Annotated in this window: 22 protein-coding genes; 12 read left to right on the top strand and 10 right to left on the bottom strand. The window is 31.7% G+C overall.

What is annotated here, in order from left to right; translation table 11 throughout:
- Nucleotides 1-34: 34 nt before the first annotated feature.
- The 5 genes from ACFCYN_RS07270 to ACFCYN_RS07250 all read left to right on the top strand — a co-directional run bounded on the left by ACFCYN_RS07270 (nt 35) and on the right by ACFCYN_RS07250 (nt 3,089).
- Nucleotides 35-409: a MerR family transcriptional regulator gene (locus ACFCYN_RS07270; RefSeq protein ID WP_172445171.1), complete on the top strand. Its 375-nt coding sequence runs from the start codon at nt 35-37 to the stop codon at nt 407-409.
- 37 nt (nt 410-446) lie between these two features.
- On the top strand, nt 447-1,208 hold the full coding sequence (locus tag ACFCYN_RS07265) for an SDR family oxidoreductase (RefSeq protein WP_172445170.1): 762 nt from the start codon (nt 447-449) through the stop codon (nt 1,206-1,208).
- A 605-nt stretch (nt 1,209-1,813) separates the two neighbouring features.
- A complete protein-coding gene (locus ACFCYN_RS07260) occupies nt 1,814-2,053 on the top strand; it encodes a hypothetical protein (RefSeq protein ID WP_172445169.1) in 240 nt (79 codons plus the stop codon).
- A 186-nt stretch (nt 2,054-2,239) separates the two neighbouring features.
- Entirely contained in the window at nt 2,240-2,662 is a 423-nt protein-coding gene (locus ACFCYN_RS07255; protein ID WP_375948446.1) for an SRPBCC family protein, read from the top strand.
- Nucleotides 2,663-2,840: 178 nt separating this feature from the next.
- Entirely contained in the window at nt 2,841-3,089 is a 249-nt protein-coding gene (locus ACFCYN_RS07250) for a hypothetical protein (RefSeq protein WP_375948444.1), read from the top strand.
- A 169-nt stretch (nt 3,090-3,258) separates the two neighbouring features.
- On the opposite strand, the gene ACFCYN_RS07245 is transcribed toward ACFCYN_RS07250, so the two are convergent.
- A complete protein-coding gene (locus tag ACFCYN_RS07245) occupies nt 3,259-4,890 on the bottom strand; it encodes a P-loop domain-containing protein (RefSeq protein WP_375948442.1) in 1,632 nt (543 codons plus the stop codon).
- 830 nt (nt 4,891-5,720) lie between these two features.
- Here ACFCYN_RS07245 and ACFCYN_RS07240 point away from each other — a divergent pair.
- The 3 genes from ACFCYN_RS07240 (at nt 5,721) to ACFCYN_RS07230 (ending at nt 7,725) form a co-directional block, all read left to right on the top strand.
- Nucleotides 5,721-6,137 (top strand): NUDIX hydrolase, encoded by a 417-nt coding sequence (locus tag ACFCYN_RS07240; protein ID WP_375948440.1) that lies wholly within the window; start codon nt 5,721-5,723, stop codon nt 6,135-6,137.
- 139 nt (nt 6,138-6,276) lie between these two features.
- Nucleotides 6,277-6,570 (top strand): hypothetical protein, encoded by a 294-nt coding sequence (locus ACFCYN_RS07235; RefSeq protein ID WP_375948439.1) that lies wholly within the window; start codon nt 6,277-6,279, stop codon nt 6,568-6,570.
- A gap of 612 nt (nt 6,571-7,182) precedes the next feature.
- Nucleotides 7,183-7,725, top strand: a complete 543-nt coding sequence (locus ACFCYN_RS07230; RefSeq protein WP_172445164.1) for a DUF1003 domain-containing protein — start codon at nt 7,183-7,185, stop codon at nt 7,723-7,725.
- A 69-nt stretch (nt 7,726-7,794) separates the two neighbouring features.
- Here ACFCYN_RS07230 and ACFCYN_RS07225 read toward each other — a convergent pair whose 3' ends face one another.
- Nucleotides 7,795-9,054 (bottom strand): S1C family serine protease, encoded by a 1,260-nt coding sequence (locus ACFCYN_RS07225; protein ID WP_375948436.1) that lies wholly within the window; start codon nt 9,052-9,054, stop codon nt 7,795-7,797.
- Between the two features lie 325 nt (nt 9,055-9,379).
- Complete coding sequence (locus ACFCYN_RS07220; protein ID WP_172445161.1) at nt 9,380-9,838, bottom strand: VOC family protein; 459 nt, start codon at nt 9,836-9,838, stop codon at nt 9,380-9,382.
- 161 nt (nt 9,839-9,999) lie between these two features.
- On the opposite strand from ACFCYN_RS07220, the gene ACFCYN_RS07215 reads away from it, so the two are divergent.
- Entirely contained in the window at nt 10,000-10,929 is a 930-nt protein-coding gene (locus ACFCYN_RS07215) for a helix-turn-helix transcriptional regulator (protein WP_375948434.1), read from the top strand.
- 201 nt (nt 10,930-11,130) lie between these two features.
- On the opposite strand, the gene ACFCYN_RS07210 is transcribed toward ACFCYN_RS07215, so the two are convergent.
- Genes ACFCYN_RS07210 through ACFCYN_RS07200 form a run of 3 tightly spaced genes read right to left on the bottom strand, consistent with a single transcriptional unit; the run spans nt 11,131 to nt 12,161 of the window.
- Complete coding sequence (locus ACFCYN_RS07210; RefSeq protein WP_375948432.1) at nt 11,131-11,385, bottom strand: hypothetical protein; 255 nt, start codon at nt 11,383-11,385, stop codon at nt 11,131-11,133.
- Nucleotides 11,386-11,403: 18 nt separating this feature from the next.
- Nucleotides 11,404-11,793: an SHOCT-like domain-containing protein gene (locus ACFCYN_RS07205; RefSeq protein WP_375948538.1), complete on the bottom strand. Its 390-nt coding sequence runs from the start codon at nt 11,791-11,793 to the stop codon at nt 11,404-11,406.
- The gene (locus ACFCYN_RS07200) at nt 11,790-12,161 is read right to left on the bottom strand and encodes a DUF2089 domain-containing protein (protein ID WP_098117382.1); all 372 of its coding nucleotides are present in this window, start codon (nt 12,159-12,161) and stop codon (nt 11,790-11,792) included. The genes ACFCYN_RS07205 and ACFCYN_RS07200 overlap by 4 nt, the downstream gene beginning before the upstream one ends.
- A 454-nt stretch (nt 12,162-12,615) precedes the next feature.
- Here ACFCYN_RS07200 and ACFCYN_RS07195 point away from each other — a divergent pair, with 454 nt between their 5' ends.
- Entirely contained in the window at nt 12,616-13,191 is a 576-nt protein-coding gene (locus ACFCYN_RS07195; RefSeq protein ID WP_172445157.1) for a GNAT family N-acetyltransferase, read from the top strand.
- 548 nt (nt 13,192-13,739) lie between these two features.
- Here ACFCYN_RS07195 and ACFCYN_RS07190 read toward each other — a convergent pair.
- Together ACFCYN_RS07190 and ACFCYN_RS07185 are read right to left on the bottom strand one after the other, a co-directional pair.
- Entirely contained in the window at nt 13,740-13,931 is a 192-nt protein-coding gene (locus ACFCYN_RS07190) for a hypothetical protein (protein WP_172445155.1), read from the bottom strand.
- A gap of 81 nt (nt 13,932-14,012) precedes the next feature.
- Complete coding sequence (locus ACFCYN_RS07185) at nt 14,013-14,147, bottom strand: hypothetical protein (RefSeq protein ID WP_257131755.1); 135 nt, start codon at nt 14,145-14,147, stop codon at nt 14,013-14,015.
- Between the two features lie 100 nt (nt 14,148-14,247).
- Here ACFCYN_RS07185 and ACFCYN_RS07180 point away from each other — a divergent pair, with 100 nt between their 5' ends.
- On the top strand, nt 14,248-14,391 hold the full coding sequence (locus tag ACFCYN_RS07180; protein WP_098117379.1) for an imidazoleglycerol-phosphate dehydratase: 144 nt from the start codon (nt 14,248-14,250) through the stop codon (nt 14,389-14,391).
- Between the two features lie 51 nt (nt 14,392-14,442).
- Here ACFCYN_RS07180 and ACFCYN_RS07175 read toward each other — a convergent pair whose 3' ends face one another.
- Nucleotides 14,443-14,907: a hypothetical protein gene (locus tag ACFCYN_RS07175; RefSeq protein WP_172445154.1), complete on the bottom strand. Its 465-nt coding sequence runs from the start codon at nt 14,905-14,907 to the stop codon at nt 14,443-14,445.
- A gap of 192 nt (nt 14,908-15,099) precedes the next feature.
- Here ACFCYN_RS07175 and ACFCYN_RS07170 point away from each other — a divergent pair, with 192 nt between their 5' ends.
- Nucleotides 15,100-17,835, top strand: a complete 2,736-nt coding sequence (locus ACFCYN_RS07170; protein WP_375948428.1) for a dynamin family protein — start codon at nt 15,100-15,102, stop codon at nt 17,833-17,835.
- A 63-nt stretch (nt 17,836-17,898) separates the two neighbouring features.
- Here ACFCYN_RS07170 and ACFCYN_RS07165 read toward each other — a convergent pair whose 3' ends face one another.
- Nucleotides 17,899-18,153 (bottom strand): hypothetical protein, encoded by a 255-nt coding sequence (locus ACFCYN_RS07165; protein ID WP_172445152.1) that lies wholly within the window; start codon nt 18,151-18,153, stop codon nt 17,899-17,901.
- Nucleotides 18,154-18,208: the final 55 nt, after the last annotated feature.

The raw sequence follows: 18,208 nt of genomic DNA, 5'->3' as shown, positions 1-18,208 counted from the left end.
CGACGATGAAAGAAATATTTTATGGGGGACAGTTATGAAATATTGTTCAATTAGTGAAGCGGCAGCAAAATTTAATATTACAGAATCTACATTACGATATTACGAAAAAAAGGGTCTACTCCCACTAATTGAACGTGATCATGCAGGTAGACGGCTGTTCTCAGAAAATCAAATGTTACTTCTTGAAACAGTGATTTGTTTAAAGAATACGCACATGTCTATAAGTAGTATAAAGCAATATATTGATTGGGTAGTGGAAGGTGATCAAACGACGGAATTACGACTTGAAATGATGAAAAATCATAAGCAGGCAGTATTAGAAGAAATTTCGTTAATGACAAAATCATTAGAGGGTATTGATTTGAAAATTAATCGTTATCTAAAACGTACTGAACAAGAAAAAGGATAAGTGTCCTTTTAAAAACGTCAGGAAAAGAGGAAATAAAATGAAACTTACAGGAAATACAATCCTTATTACAGGGGGAAGTACTGGTATTGGATTGGCTATTGCAGAACGCTTTTTAAAATTAGAAAATAAAGTCATTATTATTGGTCGACGAGAAAATGTTCTTAAAGATGCAAAAGAAAAATTCCCAGAGCTTATTACTCATGTAAGTGATTTAGGCACTGAATCAGACCGCGCTTTATTGTTTGATTGGGTAACAAATAACTATCCAGAAGTGAATGTATTAGTAAATAATGCAGGGATTCAACAACGTTTTAATGTCTTAAAAGCAGATGCGAAAAACGATTGGAAATATTTCAATAATGAAATCACAACAAACATCGAAGCTCCAATTCACCTTTCCATGCTGTTTGCTTCATTTTTTGCTACAAAACAAGAAGCGGCTATTATTAATGTTACATCAGGATTAGCTTTTACTCCTTTGGCAATTGCTCCAATTTATTCGGCAACAAAAGCTGCACTCCATTCATTTACAATTGGCTTGAGACACCAACTATCTGATTCAACTGTAGAAGTAATTGAAATTGCTCCTCCAGCAGTTAATACAGATTTAGGCGGAGCGGGATTGCATACTCACGGCGAACCTTTAAGTGAATTCGCAGATGGAATTTTTAAAGGATTAGAAGATGGCAAACAAGAAATTGGATATGGCTCTTCCGTTGAAAGACTACGTATGTCACGCGACAAAGTCGATGAGCACGTTGAAAATATGTACAATGCGTTGAAAAATACGATTTTATAATAATCCTTAGACTAAAAAAAGTTTTTAAGTTAATTGATAAAAACAAAGTTAAGTTTATGTAGTTTGGAAACTTAAGTTTGGAGAAAAAATTAATTAATAAAAGGGCAAGTTCGTTAATTCGAATTTGTCTTTTTTGTCGTTTTGTTATAGGGCTTTTTATGTAACATAATGACAGTTTAAATGCTTAAGGATAATCAAATTTCAATGAAAAATGGGAAATTCGTCTAAGTTACAATTCCCCAGTGTGTAGGTATAATTTTCTAAACTACCTTTAAATCAATCAGAAAAAGTGATTTAATTGACTCGTAAAAATTACATATAACCATTTTAACTTTATTATTTATGAGCGTTATCTTAATTGGACTTAACATAGGAATTTTGTTAAAGGTTATCGAACACAAACTTGGGAATAAAAATGTTTCAACGGAGAATCGAAATCCATAAAATCTACTTTTGGAACTAAATGCATTGGGTTAGGTATACAATGATCGTCTACAAAGGCTATCTATTTTTTTGTACTAATTGACAATATAGTTTAATAAAAAGGATTCCTCTTCTAGGACTCGAATTTAATAAATTAAACATAATATCAGGGAGAAATAAAAATGAAGAACCTTTTTATCGGTGGGATCGGAATTTTATCAAGCATTCTTTTGTTTGGAATGACACTTATTACAGCAGCAGTTTATTCTTTGTATGTAGCTAAACCATATGGTGCATATTATAACTGGCGTATAGGTCCATTTGGTTCGGTATTATTTACTATTGGACTCATTCCATTGGTTATTAGTTTGATATTCTTTTTTATAGGTATTAATTACATAAAGAAAGGTATTAATGAGTAGTTTTATTCAGCTATTGCATTGTTATAGTTGAATTACTAAGTACTTAAACTATTTCCGTTACTAATTGGTTATACTTAACTCGTTAGTGGATTAAGAAATTGTGACTTTCAGAAAGCATATACAATAGGCCTGACAATTGGAAGTTTTCTTTAAATTATTTTTTATCGAAGAGAGGCAGGTAATAAAATGGATACAACTAAAAAAGTAACAGTTGAAACAACTATTAATGTACCAGTAGAAAAGGTTTGGGAATTTTGGACAGAACCAACACATATCAAAAAATGGAACACTCCTTCAGAGGACTGGCACACACTAAGGGCTGAGAATGATTTACGAGTTGGCGGAGAATTCTGTTCAAGAATGGAAGCAAAGGATGGCAGTTTTGGTTTCGATTTTGGAGGAATCTATGATGATGTAAAAAGACATGAACTTATTGCCTATACGCTAGGTGATGGAAGAAAAGTAAATATCACCTTTAGAGAAAAAGAAAACCAGACAGAAGTAATTGAAACATTCGATCCTGAAACAACGAATCCACCTGAGTTTCAAAAACAAGGATGGCAATCTATTCTAGACAATTTCAAAAAGTATGCAGAGCAAACAAATTAATAAGTAGATAACAGAGAATGGTTATATAAATCATTCTCTTTTTTGAATCAGAAATTAATGATTTAGCAGAGAAAATATCGAATTTTTTTTAACTGAATGATGAATTGATAGATCTGCATTCATTGCTTGAGCACGGATTAGACTTGAAAGGGTCTTCTCCAAATAGAGCAGACGCCTTATGCACAAAACGAACTGCTTTATGAAAAAATCTCCGTACTTTATGCACAAAACACCCAACAAAATGAACAAAAACCTCCAGTTTATGCACAAATCACAAACAAATCTACGAAATACACAGGCGCTAGCTGCCCATGTTGATCATAAAAAAGCAATCGAATATGCCATAGAGTCAGTTGAGTCTGCCAAAAGAAATAATTGGAATGTAGAAATTTTTAAGACTTATTTAGAGAAAGTAATTGATAGTTAGGGAATAATGCAACAACACTATCGGTATCACAAACCCACATCTTACGTTAAATTATCAAAACCCGTTTTGATGAAAATTGATCAAAACGGGTTCTTTATTTATCATAAATCTTTTTTTAGTTTGATAGTTTTCTAAGTTCCTATAAGACAATCAAATAATTAAGACATACTTAGAGTTGTTCAGATGGCTCCGGCTGAATAAAATTCAAATGTTTCATTCGGTTTATGACAGATAATACTTCATTAATTCTAGGTAATTCAAGCCATCTTTCGAAACCAGGAAAAAAGGAAGAAAATACAATATCCACTCCATCTCTTTCCATGTCTTCGAGAGCTTTTTTGATCTTTTCATGAAGTAAGATGTGGCGATCTTGTTTATTTATGGCTATTTTTCGAATTAAAAAGGCAATAGCTGCAAGCTGGGCGTGTGATGTGATATTGTATAGTCCTCTGATATCAATTTGTTCATCGCCTATCATCATGTATCCCATCGTTGAAACAATCAGTTTTTCTGTACCGCTACCTTGTGGATAGCTCGAAAAGTGATCGGTGTTTATTTTTCTTTCTATCTCCCAGTTTGTAAGGGGAATACGTTCATGTGGTTTGTCATGTTCACATAAATTTTTTGCTTCTTGCGTTACGTTTTTTGGCATAAAGTTATCCATTAAAATAATTTGATCGGCTACGGATAAAAATTCGCCGCTTCCACCAATTACAAGAATAGAAGATACGCCAACAGCCTCATAAAGTTCCCTAACACGTTCCGTAAAAGGTGTAATCGGCTCATGCTTAATTAATGAACGCATTTTGATGTCTTGAATCATAAAGTTGGTCGCACTTCGATCTTCATCAATAAGAAGAAGCTTACATCCATAATTGATTGCTTCCATAATATTTGCAGCTTGAGATGTAGAACCAGAGGCATAGTCAGTAGAAAACTGTTCTGCCGAGCTATTTGGAATCCATTTTATGAATGGTGTAATATTGATATTTTTTATGGAACGGCCTTCCTCTGCAGAAATTTCCATTGCACTTTGATCTGTAACGACAAATTCTCGTCCGTCTCCTACAATATGGTTGTAAATCCCAGAATTTAGTGCATCCAACATTGTACTTTTACCCGAATAGCCACCACCGGTGATGACTGTGACACCACGTTTTATACCCATTCCGCGCATACCTTTAATTTCAACTTCAACATCTTCTGGGGATGTAAAAGGCAAAGCACCCTCTAGTGGACCAATTTTTTCTTTATTTCTTGGCAAAATGCTGCCATTCCCAATAAATGCACAATAACCATTGGTTTTTAGCCAATCGCGAATCATATTTTGTTTTTTTACTAAATCCATGGCAGTATTCAATTTTATGAGATCAAACTTTGTAATAAACTTCTCCACTTCTTTTGGAAGCATTTTGCATAGCATTCGCATAGCTTTATTATTATCCTTGAATGGAAGCTGTACTGTAATCATTATGCATAAATACCATTTTTCCGAGATGAGCTCGACAAAGGATACATTGCGTTTCAACAACACATTGGTTGGACGAAAACAATAAAACGCACCATTTTCTTTATCGGTTCGTGAACGGTTATAAATCAATTCATTTAATGTTTCAATATGATCAACCCATTCTCTTAACGCAAAATCTGAGAGAACAACTTGATCCATCTTTTCATCTAAGCCAAGACGATCAAACGGTATTTTTATGGTGATACATGGCTTATCCGGTGTGAGTTTATGTGTTTTTTCAATGTAATAGGCAACATCATTATTCCAATAGATTGGGTCTTCATAAATCATACTGTAAGATGACTGTCCTGATTGTAATGAGCGAAAATATTGAGCAAGTCTTTTAATAAAGCATCATCCTTTCATATTTGGAAAACAGAGAATAACGGAAATCTTTCCTTTGGGTGGGGGGCCCTTTATCCTTTGGAACAAAGTAACGATAAAACGAGTTGACCCCTAATCTCCAAATATTAGCCTGCTTAAACATAAACAGGCACTGTTTGAAATTTTCCATGACAAAAATTCCAATCTAAGTAATTCAATTTCAATACATATTCCCCCTAAAAGATTTCAAATTAATTTGTAAGACAAACGATTAAAACCTTACCAGTATTGTTGTCTTGAGTAATTTTTTTCCAAAAAAATAACAGCCACTCAGTAAGTGGCTGTCATAAAATAGGTCGGCAAGAAAGATTAAACAATCCTTTGCCTAAATATAAAAGCCCTGAGAGTGAATCCTACCCTCAGAGCTTGATCTAATTTTTTCATAAAAAAATAACTAAATAGTAATATGAGGATAAGACATATAATTTTTTGTTTTCATTGTTATCCTCACCTCATTAAAATTTATTTTGATAGAACCAATCCTAACATTAATTTAACCATTTGACAATAGGTGTATTGTATATTGTTTTGTATTGAAGTAAATAGCAGAGTTGTTCCAAAAAGGAAATAACAAGTATCTAACGAATTATCCAATATCAAGAAAAGTTAATTGTAGGAAATATATGTACCATGTTTCACACACGATAACATTAGTTCCTATTATACTTTTAGAGAGCATAGTTTAAGAAAATAAAATGTTAAATAGTTATTTAGAATAATAGCAAGAGGTGTTATTAATGAAGAGAGTAGATGTAGTATATGCTTTTATTTATGACGAAACAGCAGAGAAGGTATTAATGGTTAAAAATCAAAATTCTACTTGGTCACTACCAGGTAGAGCAGTAGAAAAAGGAGAAACCATAGAACAGGCAGTTATACGTGAGATAAATGAAGAAACCGGTTTAGTTGTTGAAGTAGTGAACATAAATGCAATTAATGAAGCATTTTTTAAGACGCAGGGGCATCACGGTATAATGTTTACATTCTCAGCGAAAATAATTGGAGGAGAAATTACTATTAAAGATCAGAACGAAATTGAAGAAGTAAAATGGGTAGACATAAATACCGCTAATAGTTTAATGCCCTATCATCCTGGAGGTGTAGAGAGTTTATTAAAATCCTCAACACCGTACATATTTCAGGGCGAATGTTAGTAAAACGTTATACAATTACCATGAAGGTACGAATAATCCTTACATTCAAGAAAATGTAAAATTTATGATCCAAAAGATTTTAGTAACGTTAAAACTTTTAGCAATAAAAGCGTGTTAATTTTATCAATCAGGAGGATTTATGTGGTCGATTAACTGGGTAATTCGAGTAGGACTGTGTATTACAGGTTTACTACTAATCACACAGGGCATATATACAACTGAAAATAATAAAGAACACTTAAGTAATGCTGCAGAGATCACGATTTATGGAAATGAGGTTTTAGGTTGTTTCGGTCTAATACTAACATTTGTTCTTGGTGGATTTTTAAGATTTTTGCCAGTTTGGTTAGTGAGGTCATTATGGTTTTTGTTAGGGATTGGATTTATAGTACTTGGCGTACGATCGAATTTAAGATTTCTTTTACATCCTTAATTTTTGGAACTTAATAAACTCTCATATGGTGTATTGAAGGAATTGGTAAAAACTTTGTAACTACTAAACTAAAAAACTTTAATAAAGTGCTAGTAACAATCCGACTAATGAATAGTTGTATTTTTTTTTATGTTTTTAAGTAGTAGTAATGCCGAATCTATACGGTTATTTTGTAGATTGAGGATTTTTTTAGAAAAAGTTGGAAATGTTGAAGATTTAAAAAGTAATAGAAAAATCAAGCATTTTTATGAAAAATTTAGTGAATGTATGATATCGTATTTGATAGTGGATAAAATTATGATCACGTTTGCGACTTATTAAAGGAATATCGAAAATTTGGAATAAATATATATAGGAATATACCAATTTTTTGGTAAAATAGTATAGTCCAAATGGATAAGTCGTCATATAATAAGAAGAGTATTTTTACTAAAAAAAGTGAGGTGGAACATTTTTATGGGTAGTCCCAGTATAGGTGAGTCGGATAATTTACCGACATCAGAGGAAGTCATACAATTGAATATCCGAGGAGGATTACTTTATAAAAATGTAGTCCGCCTTTTATAAGCTTTTGAAACGTGGCTTCCTCTAAAAAAGAGGAGGTTTTAAAGCATGGTACAAAACATTTGGAAGCAAATTAATTTTAAAAAACAAATTGAGAAACCAAAAAAAATACAAGGTTTTGATATTGATTTAAACCAAGAAAACTTATCACGTATTGATCGACTTGTGGATCGTTATGAGTCAGAAATTCTGCACCATTTAGATAGTGATTACACACAAAAAACAAAATTGTCTGATCGGATTGCAGATAAAATAGCGCAATTTGGTGGCAGTTGGAAATTTATTATATGGTTTAGTAGTACACTTGCTGCCTGGATGATTTGGAATAGCTTATCGTTTACGAAATCATTTCATTTTGACTCTGCGCCTTTTATCTTGCTGAACTTATGTCTATCATTTATTGCAGCATTTCAAGCACCAGTCATTATGATGAGTCAAAACCGTCAAGCAGTAAGAGATAAACATGAATCTGTTATCGATTTTGCTATAAATTATAAAGCAGAACAAGAGATTGATGATATGCAAAGTCGACTAACCAATATAGAGAATCAATTAACTGAGATTAGAGATTTAATTAAACAAAAAAATTAAAATGCGAAAGGACTGTCAAAATATAGACAGTCCTTTTTTAAATGACGAATATCAGTGTTTTCAATAAAGTCAACCGTCCTTATCTTGATCAGTTAATGTTGGATTTTTTACATTTTGTTTTGAATTAGAAGTAAATGTATAAATAAGTAAAAAGATGATGATTAAAATTGAAATTACATAAAATTGAAGAAAGGCCTCCTTATAATTAGTCCACAGTATTTTGCTACTATCAGATTTTTGTGCAGAATCACTGATGAATTGGTTGATATCAGCGTACTTTGGATAGATTTCTTGGACAGCACGGAATTTTAGTAGAGCATCTTTATAATAACCACCCCAATACAACTCCGCTCCTTCTTTAAATAATCGATCAGTGTTACTGCTTGAATGAGGTACATTTAATAAATCAATGTATTTTTTAATTGTATTCACTGGGATAGCAAAATTAAACCCTTGTATTTCTTGACCGTTTACGGTGTCACCGCGAAATGTGAGCAATCCGATGATTTTTCCATTCTGATCGATAACCGGTCCACCACTATTTCCGTGTGTTGCAGCAGCATTGATTTGTATTACTGGTGTGCCTTGCTTGGTTGTTTTTGAAATGGCTGAAATCTGCCCTTCGTTCATTGTTGGGACAAGTAATGAATCATCTGAAAATAAGTTAGAATCTGCTGCGGCTGGGTAACCAATCACCCAAATTTGATCTTGACTTTGAAGGGAATCAGAATCACCTAGAGGGATGGTTGGAAAGCCTTTTCCATCAATTTTTAATACAGCCACATCTTGTGCTGCATTAGTTAACGATGTATTCATTTTAACTTCTGCTTTAATTGATTCATTTACATCAGGTAAATAGACAGATGTTCCTTTTTCGATTACTTTATATGTTGTATTTTTATACATATAATCGTAAGTCTGATCATAGTCCCAATTGTTTGCAGATGCTACTTCATTCACAATTATATCAAAAGCATTAGTTCCAATATCATCATCTGTCATAATATGTGAACTTTCTAGCACATGAGAATTTGTGATGATGTATCCATTTGAACTAATAATGACACCGGAGCCTAAATCGGATACTGATGTTTTGTAATCATCTTTTTGAAGAACATTAATCACACGCTGATCGGATAAATCGAAAGACCATTTGACAGTTGCATAATCTAAAATTCGTACAACTGAAGATTTTGTATAAACGGCTAATTTGTGTGCTTGTGATACATTTTTTGTGTTTGGTTTCATGTGAATTAAAAAAAACGAAGTGACAATCATGGCGATTAGTAGCAAACTAATTGGAATGGAAAAAAGCGCTTTCTTTTTCATTCAACCCCGCCTTTCCAATATAGATTCGACAGTTACTTAATTTCCTGATGCGCACCAATCTATATGCTTGCTAGCAATGTTACACCATCATCCCGTCAAACCATTTTATTCATAGAATTTTTAGTTATTCTTTAATAAAAATTGATTTGGTATTTTTAGTTTTGAGAAAATCAGATTATTTTTTAATCATCAAAAATAAAGGGTGAAAGATTAGCAAATGAGGTAGTTTACAATGAAAAAGGAACTTCTTCGCAATGAATGAAGTTCCTTCTAATTTAACGCTAACTTAACGTTATGATAGGTAAAAGATTGAGGTATTAATAACTTAAATTTCTTTTTGATGTCCTCTTTTTACTGCATCTTCTGATTTAGCTGTGAAAATTTGAAAAGTTACCCCGTATTTGTCAGTTACTATGCCATAAGCTGGACTAAAATGGACAGGTTGCAACGGCATAACCACTTGGCCATCTTCCTTCAACGAATTGTAAAAAGTGTTGGTTTTCTCTATTTCATTAGTAGTGATACAAATATTCACGTTGTTCCCATTTCGATAAATCATAGTGGGAAATAGATCTGCAATCATAATATTCGTTTCACCAATTTTTAAGATTGCGTGTGCGACTAAATCCTTTAAGTTTTCTGGAAGTGGGGAGTTAGAGTCTTCTGGTGCATCTCCAAAAGTTTGACTAAATAAAAGTTTTGCATCAAGAGCTTCTTTGTAAAATTCAATTGCTTCCTTTGCATTGCCATTCATCATTAAAAATGAGTTTAATTGTACAGTCATAATAATAGCTCCTTTAGTTATTGTGAATTTTTTCTTATTTAGATCATTGGAAATATTCCAATCATAAATAAGTTCATATTGTTTTCTTAAACAATATTCATTACACTTACAAGTATACTGTCTAAAGGTGACAATTTTAGGCACCATTAAGAGGGGTTTTTATGAAAAAATCAGAAAGAATAAATCAAATTCTTCGCTTTATTAATCAAAAACAGCATTTTACACTTCAGGATTTAATGCAGGAATTTCAGATTTCAAAAAGGACAGCCTTAAGAGATGTAGCTTCTATAGAGGAAATTGGTGTACCGCTTTATGCAGAATACGGTCGTTACGGAGGTTATCGTATACTGAATCAGATGAAGCTCCCACCTATTTCTTTTAATACTCAAGAAATTCTTGCGCTTTACTTTGCTATGCAGGCGCTTGGAAGCTATTCGAATTTGCCATTTCAAGTATCCTACCGAACAATACATGAAAAATTCATCAATGAACTGTCGGAAAATCAAAAGCAGGAAATAGAGCGGATGCAAAATCGAGTATCTTTTCAAAATGCCGTACAAATCGAAGAATGTAAACATTTAGAAATATTATTAATGGCAGCTGTTCAAAATATTGTACTTAAAATTGTATATAAAAATATATCTCGAACTATTCACCCGATTGCTATATACGTTTTGAAGGAATATTGGTATTGTCAAGCTTATGATATGGATAAAATTGCGTACCGTGTTTTCCGTTGCGATCGCATTTCATCAGCTGAAATAACTAAAATTCAGCCGTTAGAGGAATTAAAGGAAATTACGAAGTTAAATTCACATTCGCTTTGGAAACCATCAGAAAACGCTGTTAAATTTAAATGGTTGATTAATGAAGAGGGAATCGAATTATTTCAAAAGGAACACTACCCATCTATGAAACTAATCAATGAGTTTGAAAAAACATATATAATTGGTACATATGAGCAAAACGAACTAGGTTTTATCATTAAATATCTTGCCAAATTAGGCAAAACAGTCAAAATCATTGAGCCCATTATTTTAAAAGAAAGTTTACGACAATATTATAAAGAGTTACTTGAAAATATAGAATGAACCAATCTAATAAATAAAATTGAAAAAGGAACTTTGCCTAAAGTTCCTTTGATTTTTATGCGTTATTTAGTTGAAGGTCTATTTTTTTATAAAAAGTCTAATTTCTCCACTTCTTACAGGAAATTAGACTTTTCAAGTTGGAACGACCATGAGCTCAGGTGCTAAAAGATGGTCAAAAAGTCAAATACTAAAAATGTGATCTTAAAGTTTTACTACGACCTCAGTTCCATCCTTCAATTTCGTTTCAACAAGGGTGACTCCACGGTTTTTAGAAAGACCCTGCAACAATGGCTTCAAATCATTTCTTTCAATTTTCGGGAAGATGAATTTACTACCTTCTTTTTCGATTGCTTTATTAATTAATTGATTAATCTTTTTTGATGTAATAATTAAACAAGCCAAATTTAAAACGGAATAGGGAACAGGGATGGAGAAACGTTTTTCGTTAACTTTCAACTTGACTCTTAACATAATCTACTCAATAACCACAAAAACTTTATCACCATTAGCTGAAGTAATATCAACGATCTGTCCTACTAATTCGTTTTCGATTGCTTCAATTAGAAGGTCAACATTAATATCTTTTACATATTTTTCTGCTTCCGGTATTTTTTCAGCGATATTTGTACCTACTTTTAAAACAGCCTTTACTAGATTAATTGGTAAATTCACATTTACATTATCGCCAACATCAGAAGTCACACGAATCTTTAACATTTTATTTCCATAAGGTACTTCTTTTTTTGCTGCTACAAACTCAGGTTGATCTTTAACTTGTAATATATTAATTAATTCACTCGCTTTGTCTTTATCAATTTTACCTTCTTCTACCAATGTTAAGATTCTAGAAATTTCATCCATTATAATTCCCCCTCTTTTAATAATTGAATGGCCTTCTCCGCCGTAATTTCGCCTTTTTCTAATAATGTTACAATTTTTGTTTTATCTACTTCTGGTTTCTTTTGAGAGGAGTAGCCTAGAGCTGAGATAATTTCATCTAATTTTCCTCTCACAGTCGGATAGGAAATTCCTAGCTCCTTTTCGACCTCTTTGATATTACCTCTGCATTTAAGAAAAATCTCAATAAAATGAAGCTGTTCCTGGCCAAGAGCCGCTAGTTTCGAAACTTCAAATTCATTTTCAACCGTTGTGTGGCAATGGTTACACTGTAGCTTAGTAATTTTAAGCGTCTTCTGGCAAACAGGACAATTTGTAAGTAAAGGATACGCCATACAATTCTCCTTTCTTTTATTTAATCATATAATACACCATATATTTAAATTTTCAAACAAAAACTTTAAAAATATTTATATTTTTTTATAATTTAATTCAATAAGTTAATTTAAGTATTAAATAAATTAATCTGTTGCTTAATAATTATGAAGGGTAGATAGAAAAATTGAATTTTTTGAAGGATTGTTAGAAAAGCAAAAAAACTAGTAAGGATGAAATAGTGTAAAACTTTTCAAAACTGGTAACACATACTCGTTTGGGTTTTCCAATTATTGAATTTAAGGGGTTATTAATTTGTTTACAGGTAGTCACTCAAGAAAGGGGAAAAGATCATTTTGAAGTAGTGGAAAGTTTTTACATGATCTTTTTAATAATTAATACTTTACTTGCATGAAAATGTTAAATACTTCAAATACTTCCTTTAAAACAGCATATATGAAAAGGAGATTTTGGATGCATTGGTATGAAAAACTGAATCAGTATTTTCCTGTTGAAGAAATGAAATCAAAAGAGCACATGGAAACATTATTAAAAGAGCGTTCAAATATTTATCATAAAGAAGAAGGACCTCATCATGTGTTGATGTATGTTGAACTGGAAGACTTTGTATTTATAGATTACTTATTTGTTTCTAAAGATGCGCGCGGTCAAGGACTTGGTAATAAACTGCTTAATATGCTTAAAAAGAAGGGAAAACCAATTATTTTAGAAGTTGAACCTGTAAATTATGAAGATACGGATACAGAAAAAAGGCTTCGTTTTTATAAAAGAGAAGGGTTTGAGCATGCCCAATCAATTGGCTACAATAGACGTTCACTTGCTACTCAAGAAATAAATTCGATGGAAATTTTGTACTGGTCGCCAAATAATGAGAGTGAAGAAATGATTTTTAAAGCGATGAAAAAAACTTATAATATGATTCATACATATAGGGATACACATTTTTATGGGGAAGCTTATCAACCTGTAGAAGAAGTACTTACATTTGGTGAAAATAAAACAAATCAAAACCTTTTAGAAGACATTTGAAGTTTTACAAAATAGAAGGGGGCGTCCTAAAGGTTAGTGCAACTCATACTTGGGCAGCCCTTTTTAAATTGAGAAAAATTGTTGATCTCAGTCTGAGTAGAAGCAAAAAGAGGTATTTTGGTGGCGGATTCCTATTAGAGCTGATTTTATAAATCCAATTTATAAAATTTCGTAGTTTTCTTCACTTTTTTAGTCAGATTGGAAAGAGTTTGAACAAAATTATTCATTTTCTCTTTTTGTAATCTAATTTTGAACAAATATTAAGGCAGGATACCGGTAACCGGTATGGGTAATATCCTATCAAAGTGGGGATACAGGTAATTTAATTGCAGTTTTACTAAATTTGATTGCAGATTTGGTCATTCTAATTGCAGTCTTACCAATTTTATTTGCGGATTCTCTATTTTTATTTGCACTTAACGTTTATTTGCAGTTTCTAATTTCTTAATTGCACGAATAACTTCTTGCACTTCGCATTTTTTCATTAAATCAACATTATAACTATATAAAATGAGGATGCCCTAAAAATAGGACATCCTCATTATTTTTTAAACACCCATACGTTTACGTTGATTGTTAGGTTTTTTTGCAATTTGATTCTTTTTAGTCGTATCCTTAACAGCATTTAAACCCATATTAGAGTTAGAATTTTGCTGTTTTTTATTTGCTAATTTTTGTCTCATTAAGTCTTGAAGACTTACTTTTTTCGGTTCATTTTTCACTTCATTATTTTCGCTCATAAATTTAGTTTTCCTCCAATTTCATCTTACCTATATAATGACTTGTTGAAGGAAAATAAGCAAGTCAAATAAGTGTTCAAGTTAATTTTCTTTTTCGGTATTTTTCTTATGAAATTCTTCCATTTTTTTGCTCTTTGAGTATGCAGATTCTTCTGAATGTCCAAATTGATCGACAGAACTTTTCTGTGGTCCTTTGTTTGTATGCCCTTTTGCCATGTTTAACCCTCCTTTTTTGTTATTATGTGCTTAAATTCCTTGAATAATCTCTTATTTAATATGGGAATCTATTTATGAAATAGTATTAGGAGGAAGAATGATGACAAGCAAAAATGGTAGCAAAGGTAGTAAAAATCAAAATGCACCTGAACTTCATGGCCAAGCACCAGCGAGTGGAGATAACACAAAAGGGAACGAGTATCGTTCTAAAAAAGGAAGCAAATCTCAAACAGAACTACACTAAAAATGGCTAAAAAAAGAGCTTTGGAATTTCCAAGCTCTTTTTAATTTTGTACTATTTTATTTGAAAACCTTCTTCATCTAAATATTCACAAGCTTCACCGTAACTGTTGAAGGTACCGTCAAGATTTTCTCCTGCATATACATTCCACATGTCCATTTCTGAGACTAATTTAAGGGTTTGTCCATTTTCATTTATCCAAATTTCTTCGACTTCTTCTTCGTATTCATCAAAAATTGGTTCAACAGAAAGGCTTTCAATCGACTTCGATAAAATTGTACGAAGTTCGTTTTCAGAAAAGTCTCTTATATTTACCATGCCTTTGTCATTTGTTTTATATCCTTTAATTCCTTCAGCATATACAAATCCATTACCATTAGGATGTAAATGAAAAACAACGTTCTTTTTTTCTTTTAAACTTTCTTCAAATTGGTAGTTTGTACGCCCAAGTGAAACAGGTTTTTGAGTTAATTCTGGAAATGATTCGATGATTTTAATTTTTTCTTCGTAAGTAAGCATAATGCCTCCAAATAGTTATTATTTTTCCTATGTTTTGTTTGTAACGTAACAAATATAACAAAATTCTATAGAAAATGACATCTAATTGTCACAATTTGTGTTACTCTAATTTGGTAGAATAATAATGCTGTATTAAATTAACACATTCCTTTGGCTTATTTTTAGATTTAATTATACATAGTAGGTGATGAAATGACAGTAAAACAACAATTTATTAAAAAAGAATTTTATAAATCATATTTAAATGAAAATCATAATGAAAATCATCCGATTGCGGTTTTAGCAGACCTTTACAGAGAGCAAGATGAAGAGATGGATCTTTCTTCAATCCGATTTGCACAAGGTGAAGTTTATTTTGAAAATAAGGATTTTGAATCTGCAGTTTTTAAATGGGAAAAGGTTGGAAACCAGTTAAGTGATTGGGCAAAGAAAAATATAGCTGATTCTTATTATGAGATTGGTTCTTATGAAACAGCAGAGAAACTTTATAAAGAAGTTAAAACAGAAAGTAGAACTCTAACATCTGAGATCTACCTACAATTATTTTCACTTTATATTGATGTTGCGAAATATGAGGAAGCAGATCGTATTATTAAAGAAGCAGTGAAATATAATCCTGATTATCCTAATGTAACAAAAATTGCACGTAATTTTTATGAGAAAAACCACGATTGGAACAGTGCTGTAGCATTAGCTTCAGACGAATCAATTCGAACAGAAGATTTAAAATGGTTTATCATTTTGAAGGAATATATCATTAATGGTGTAACAAGAGAAATGGCACCAAGTTATTTCGTTCAAACGTTACTTTCATTAAGTAAAGTAAATCTAGAGCATTTTGAACTAATGGTAGAAGCATTATGGAACAGTTATCGTGAACAACCAGTTTATGTAAATTGGTTACAAACATTTAACGATATGTTATTCCAAATCAACGTTGAAACAGGGGTTAAATGGAATCGTTTGCCTTTAATTTATACTATGACTTACGAGGCATTAGTTGAAGGTGAATATTTTGTAGCTCAGCTTGAAGAGATGATGCCAAGTTTCTTAACAAATTGGTTGCGCATTACTGATTTGAAAGGTGCGGTTTTAGCAACAACTGCAACTTTAGCATGGGATCGTATATTCCCAGGACGTATCGATCAGCAAATAGTTGTTGATGCAGAGAGAGCATTTGAACAACTTATGCAAACGCCTGATTGCTTTGAAATTGGAAAAGAATTATTTGAAAACATTCTACAATGGTCTGTAATTAATGAAATTGAAGTTGGCGACAGCTTTGAATGGTGGACAAACAAATTAACTCAATTTGAAAATACAACTATGCTAATAGCAGGAACAGCTGGAAACGGAAAATCTTCATTTGTTAACTCACTTTTAGGTGAGAAGATGATGGGATCTTCTACGACTATGCCTGTATTATTTGAGCAAAATAATGAATCAGAAATAATCGTATTCTCGAACGAAGGAAATACGCAGCTTGCTGAATACTCTGATTTTTATGATTTAACAACAGTTGAAAATAATCTGTTAAAAGGTGATGAACTAGTTTACTATAAATTGCCAAATTCATTTTTAGAAAAACATAACCTTTCAATAATTGACACTCCTGGAATTGATGGAGACACAATAAATACAAAAGCACTATTACAATCTGTTAAATTAGCAGATCGACTTGTATTTGTACTAAATGCTACTGCACCTTATACAGAGAATGAACGTTCATTACTAATTACTATTCAAAAAGAATTACCAACACTTCCGATTCACTTTATTTTAAATAAAATGGATTCGATTTATAGTAAAGAAGAGATTGAACGAGTTCGTAATGAAATACAAGCAAAAATTACGGTAGACTTCCCTGGTGCTAAAGTATTACCATACTCATCTATTTATAGTAATCAAGATCAGTTTAAAGACTTAGAACTATTTATTGAGAAGAATGTACTATCAACTGAGGCTAATTCAAAGCAAACTGAGAAATTACTTTTAGCAATTCGAAAACTAATCAATTTCCTACTTGAAAAACGAGTTGAAAAAGAAGACGAGTTACGTGCAAATGTAGAATGGAATGAAGTTCTTGATGAAAAGTTAAACGGTTTATTACATTCTTTAAAAGATAAAGAAATGGAACATTTAAATACAATTAAAAACTCATATCGTGAACTAAAAGACGAATTAAAATATGATCTAAAATTAAGTGTTCCTGGCCTGTTAAAGGAATGTAAAGAATTAATTAAAGAAGATAGTGATTTCAGTACTATTCTTGAAACTGTAAATGAAGAGATGAATCATCGAATTGGTGAGTATGTCAGAGCGACTACTTTACCAAAATTAAATGAAGCACTTCAAAATTGGATTAAAGAATCTGGTGTATTACTAGAAGGTACTCAAAGCTATTTAGCAGAAATGAGTAATTCTTTAAATGAGTATATTGGAAATGAATATTTAAGCCTTGAGTGTGACTTTAAAGTATTAGATGACTGGCGTCGTGATGCTGATCGAATGACTAGTATGACTCAATTAGATGAGATGAATATATTATTAAACGCATCACCATCTCAATTTATTTTAAAGAGCTCAGGAATCTTATTAGGTTTATTACCTCAAAATAAATCGAAGCTTGTTGCTCAATACCAAAAATATGTTGATAATGTAAACTACGATGATGTTACATCTGATCTATCAACTAAGTTTTTCCTACAATTTGAAATGTTTGAAAAGACTTTACCAAGAGATTTAGCTATGTTCTTAAATGCTCCATTTGAGCAAATTCATGAGCTAGTTGATGAAATAAGATTAGCAATTTCTAACTATAACCGTACTTTAGATGACATGAAATCAAATCCAAGTATTTACTTTGATCCGATTACATTCTTCACAGTGCGTTTAAGACAATTAGAGTTTTTAACATTACGTAAATAAAAAAAGAGTGTGCCAAAAAGGCACACTCTTTTTTTCAAGTTATTAAATCAATAATAATGACAATTATTCTTCCGCAACTTCTTCATATGGAATATGTACAACAATTGTTTGATAGCCCTCTTTAATTTTCACATAGCCACCCCAAGGGATTTGAAGGATTAAAAAGGCTCCTTTTGAATCAATTGAAAAATGAGCAATTTTTTCATGTTCTTCATCAAGTACAAGAACTTCTCTCTCATTTCCTACAGTTCGAATACCAGCGTGGCAATGAATTTGTATTTTCCAATTACCTAGTCTACTTAATAAGAAATGACTCATATAATAGATCTCCTTCTATAAGTTGTTTTTTAAACTAACTATGAAAATGATTAGT

Source organism: Gottfriedia sp. NPDC056225, from assembly GCF_042267765.1.
Lineage (GTDB): Bacteria > Bacillota > Bacilli > Bacillales > Bacillaceae_G > Gottfriedia.
The sequence above is the reverse complement of the archived record's forward strand: the minus strand, read 5'-3'. Positions and strand labels throughout refer to the sequence as shown.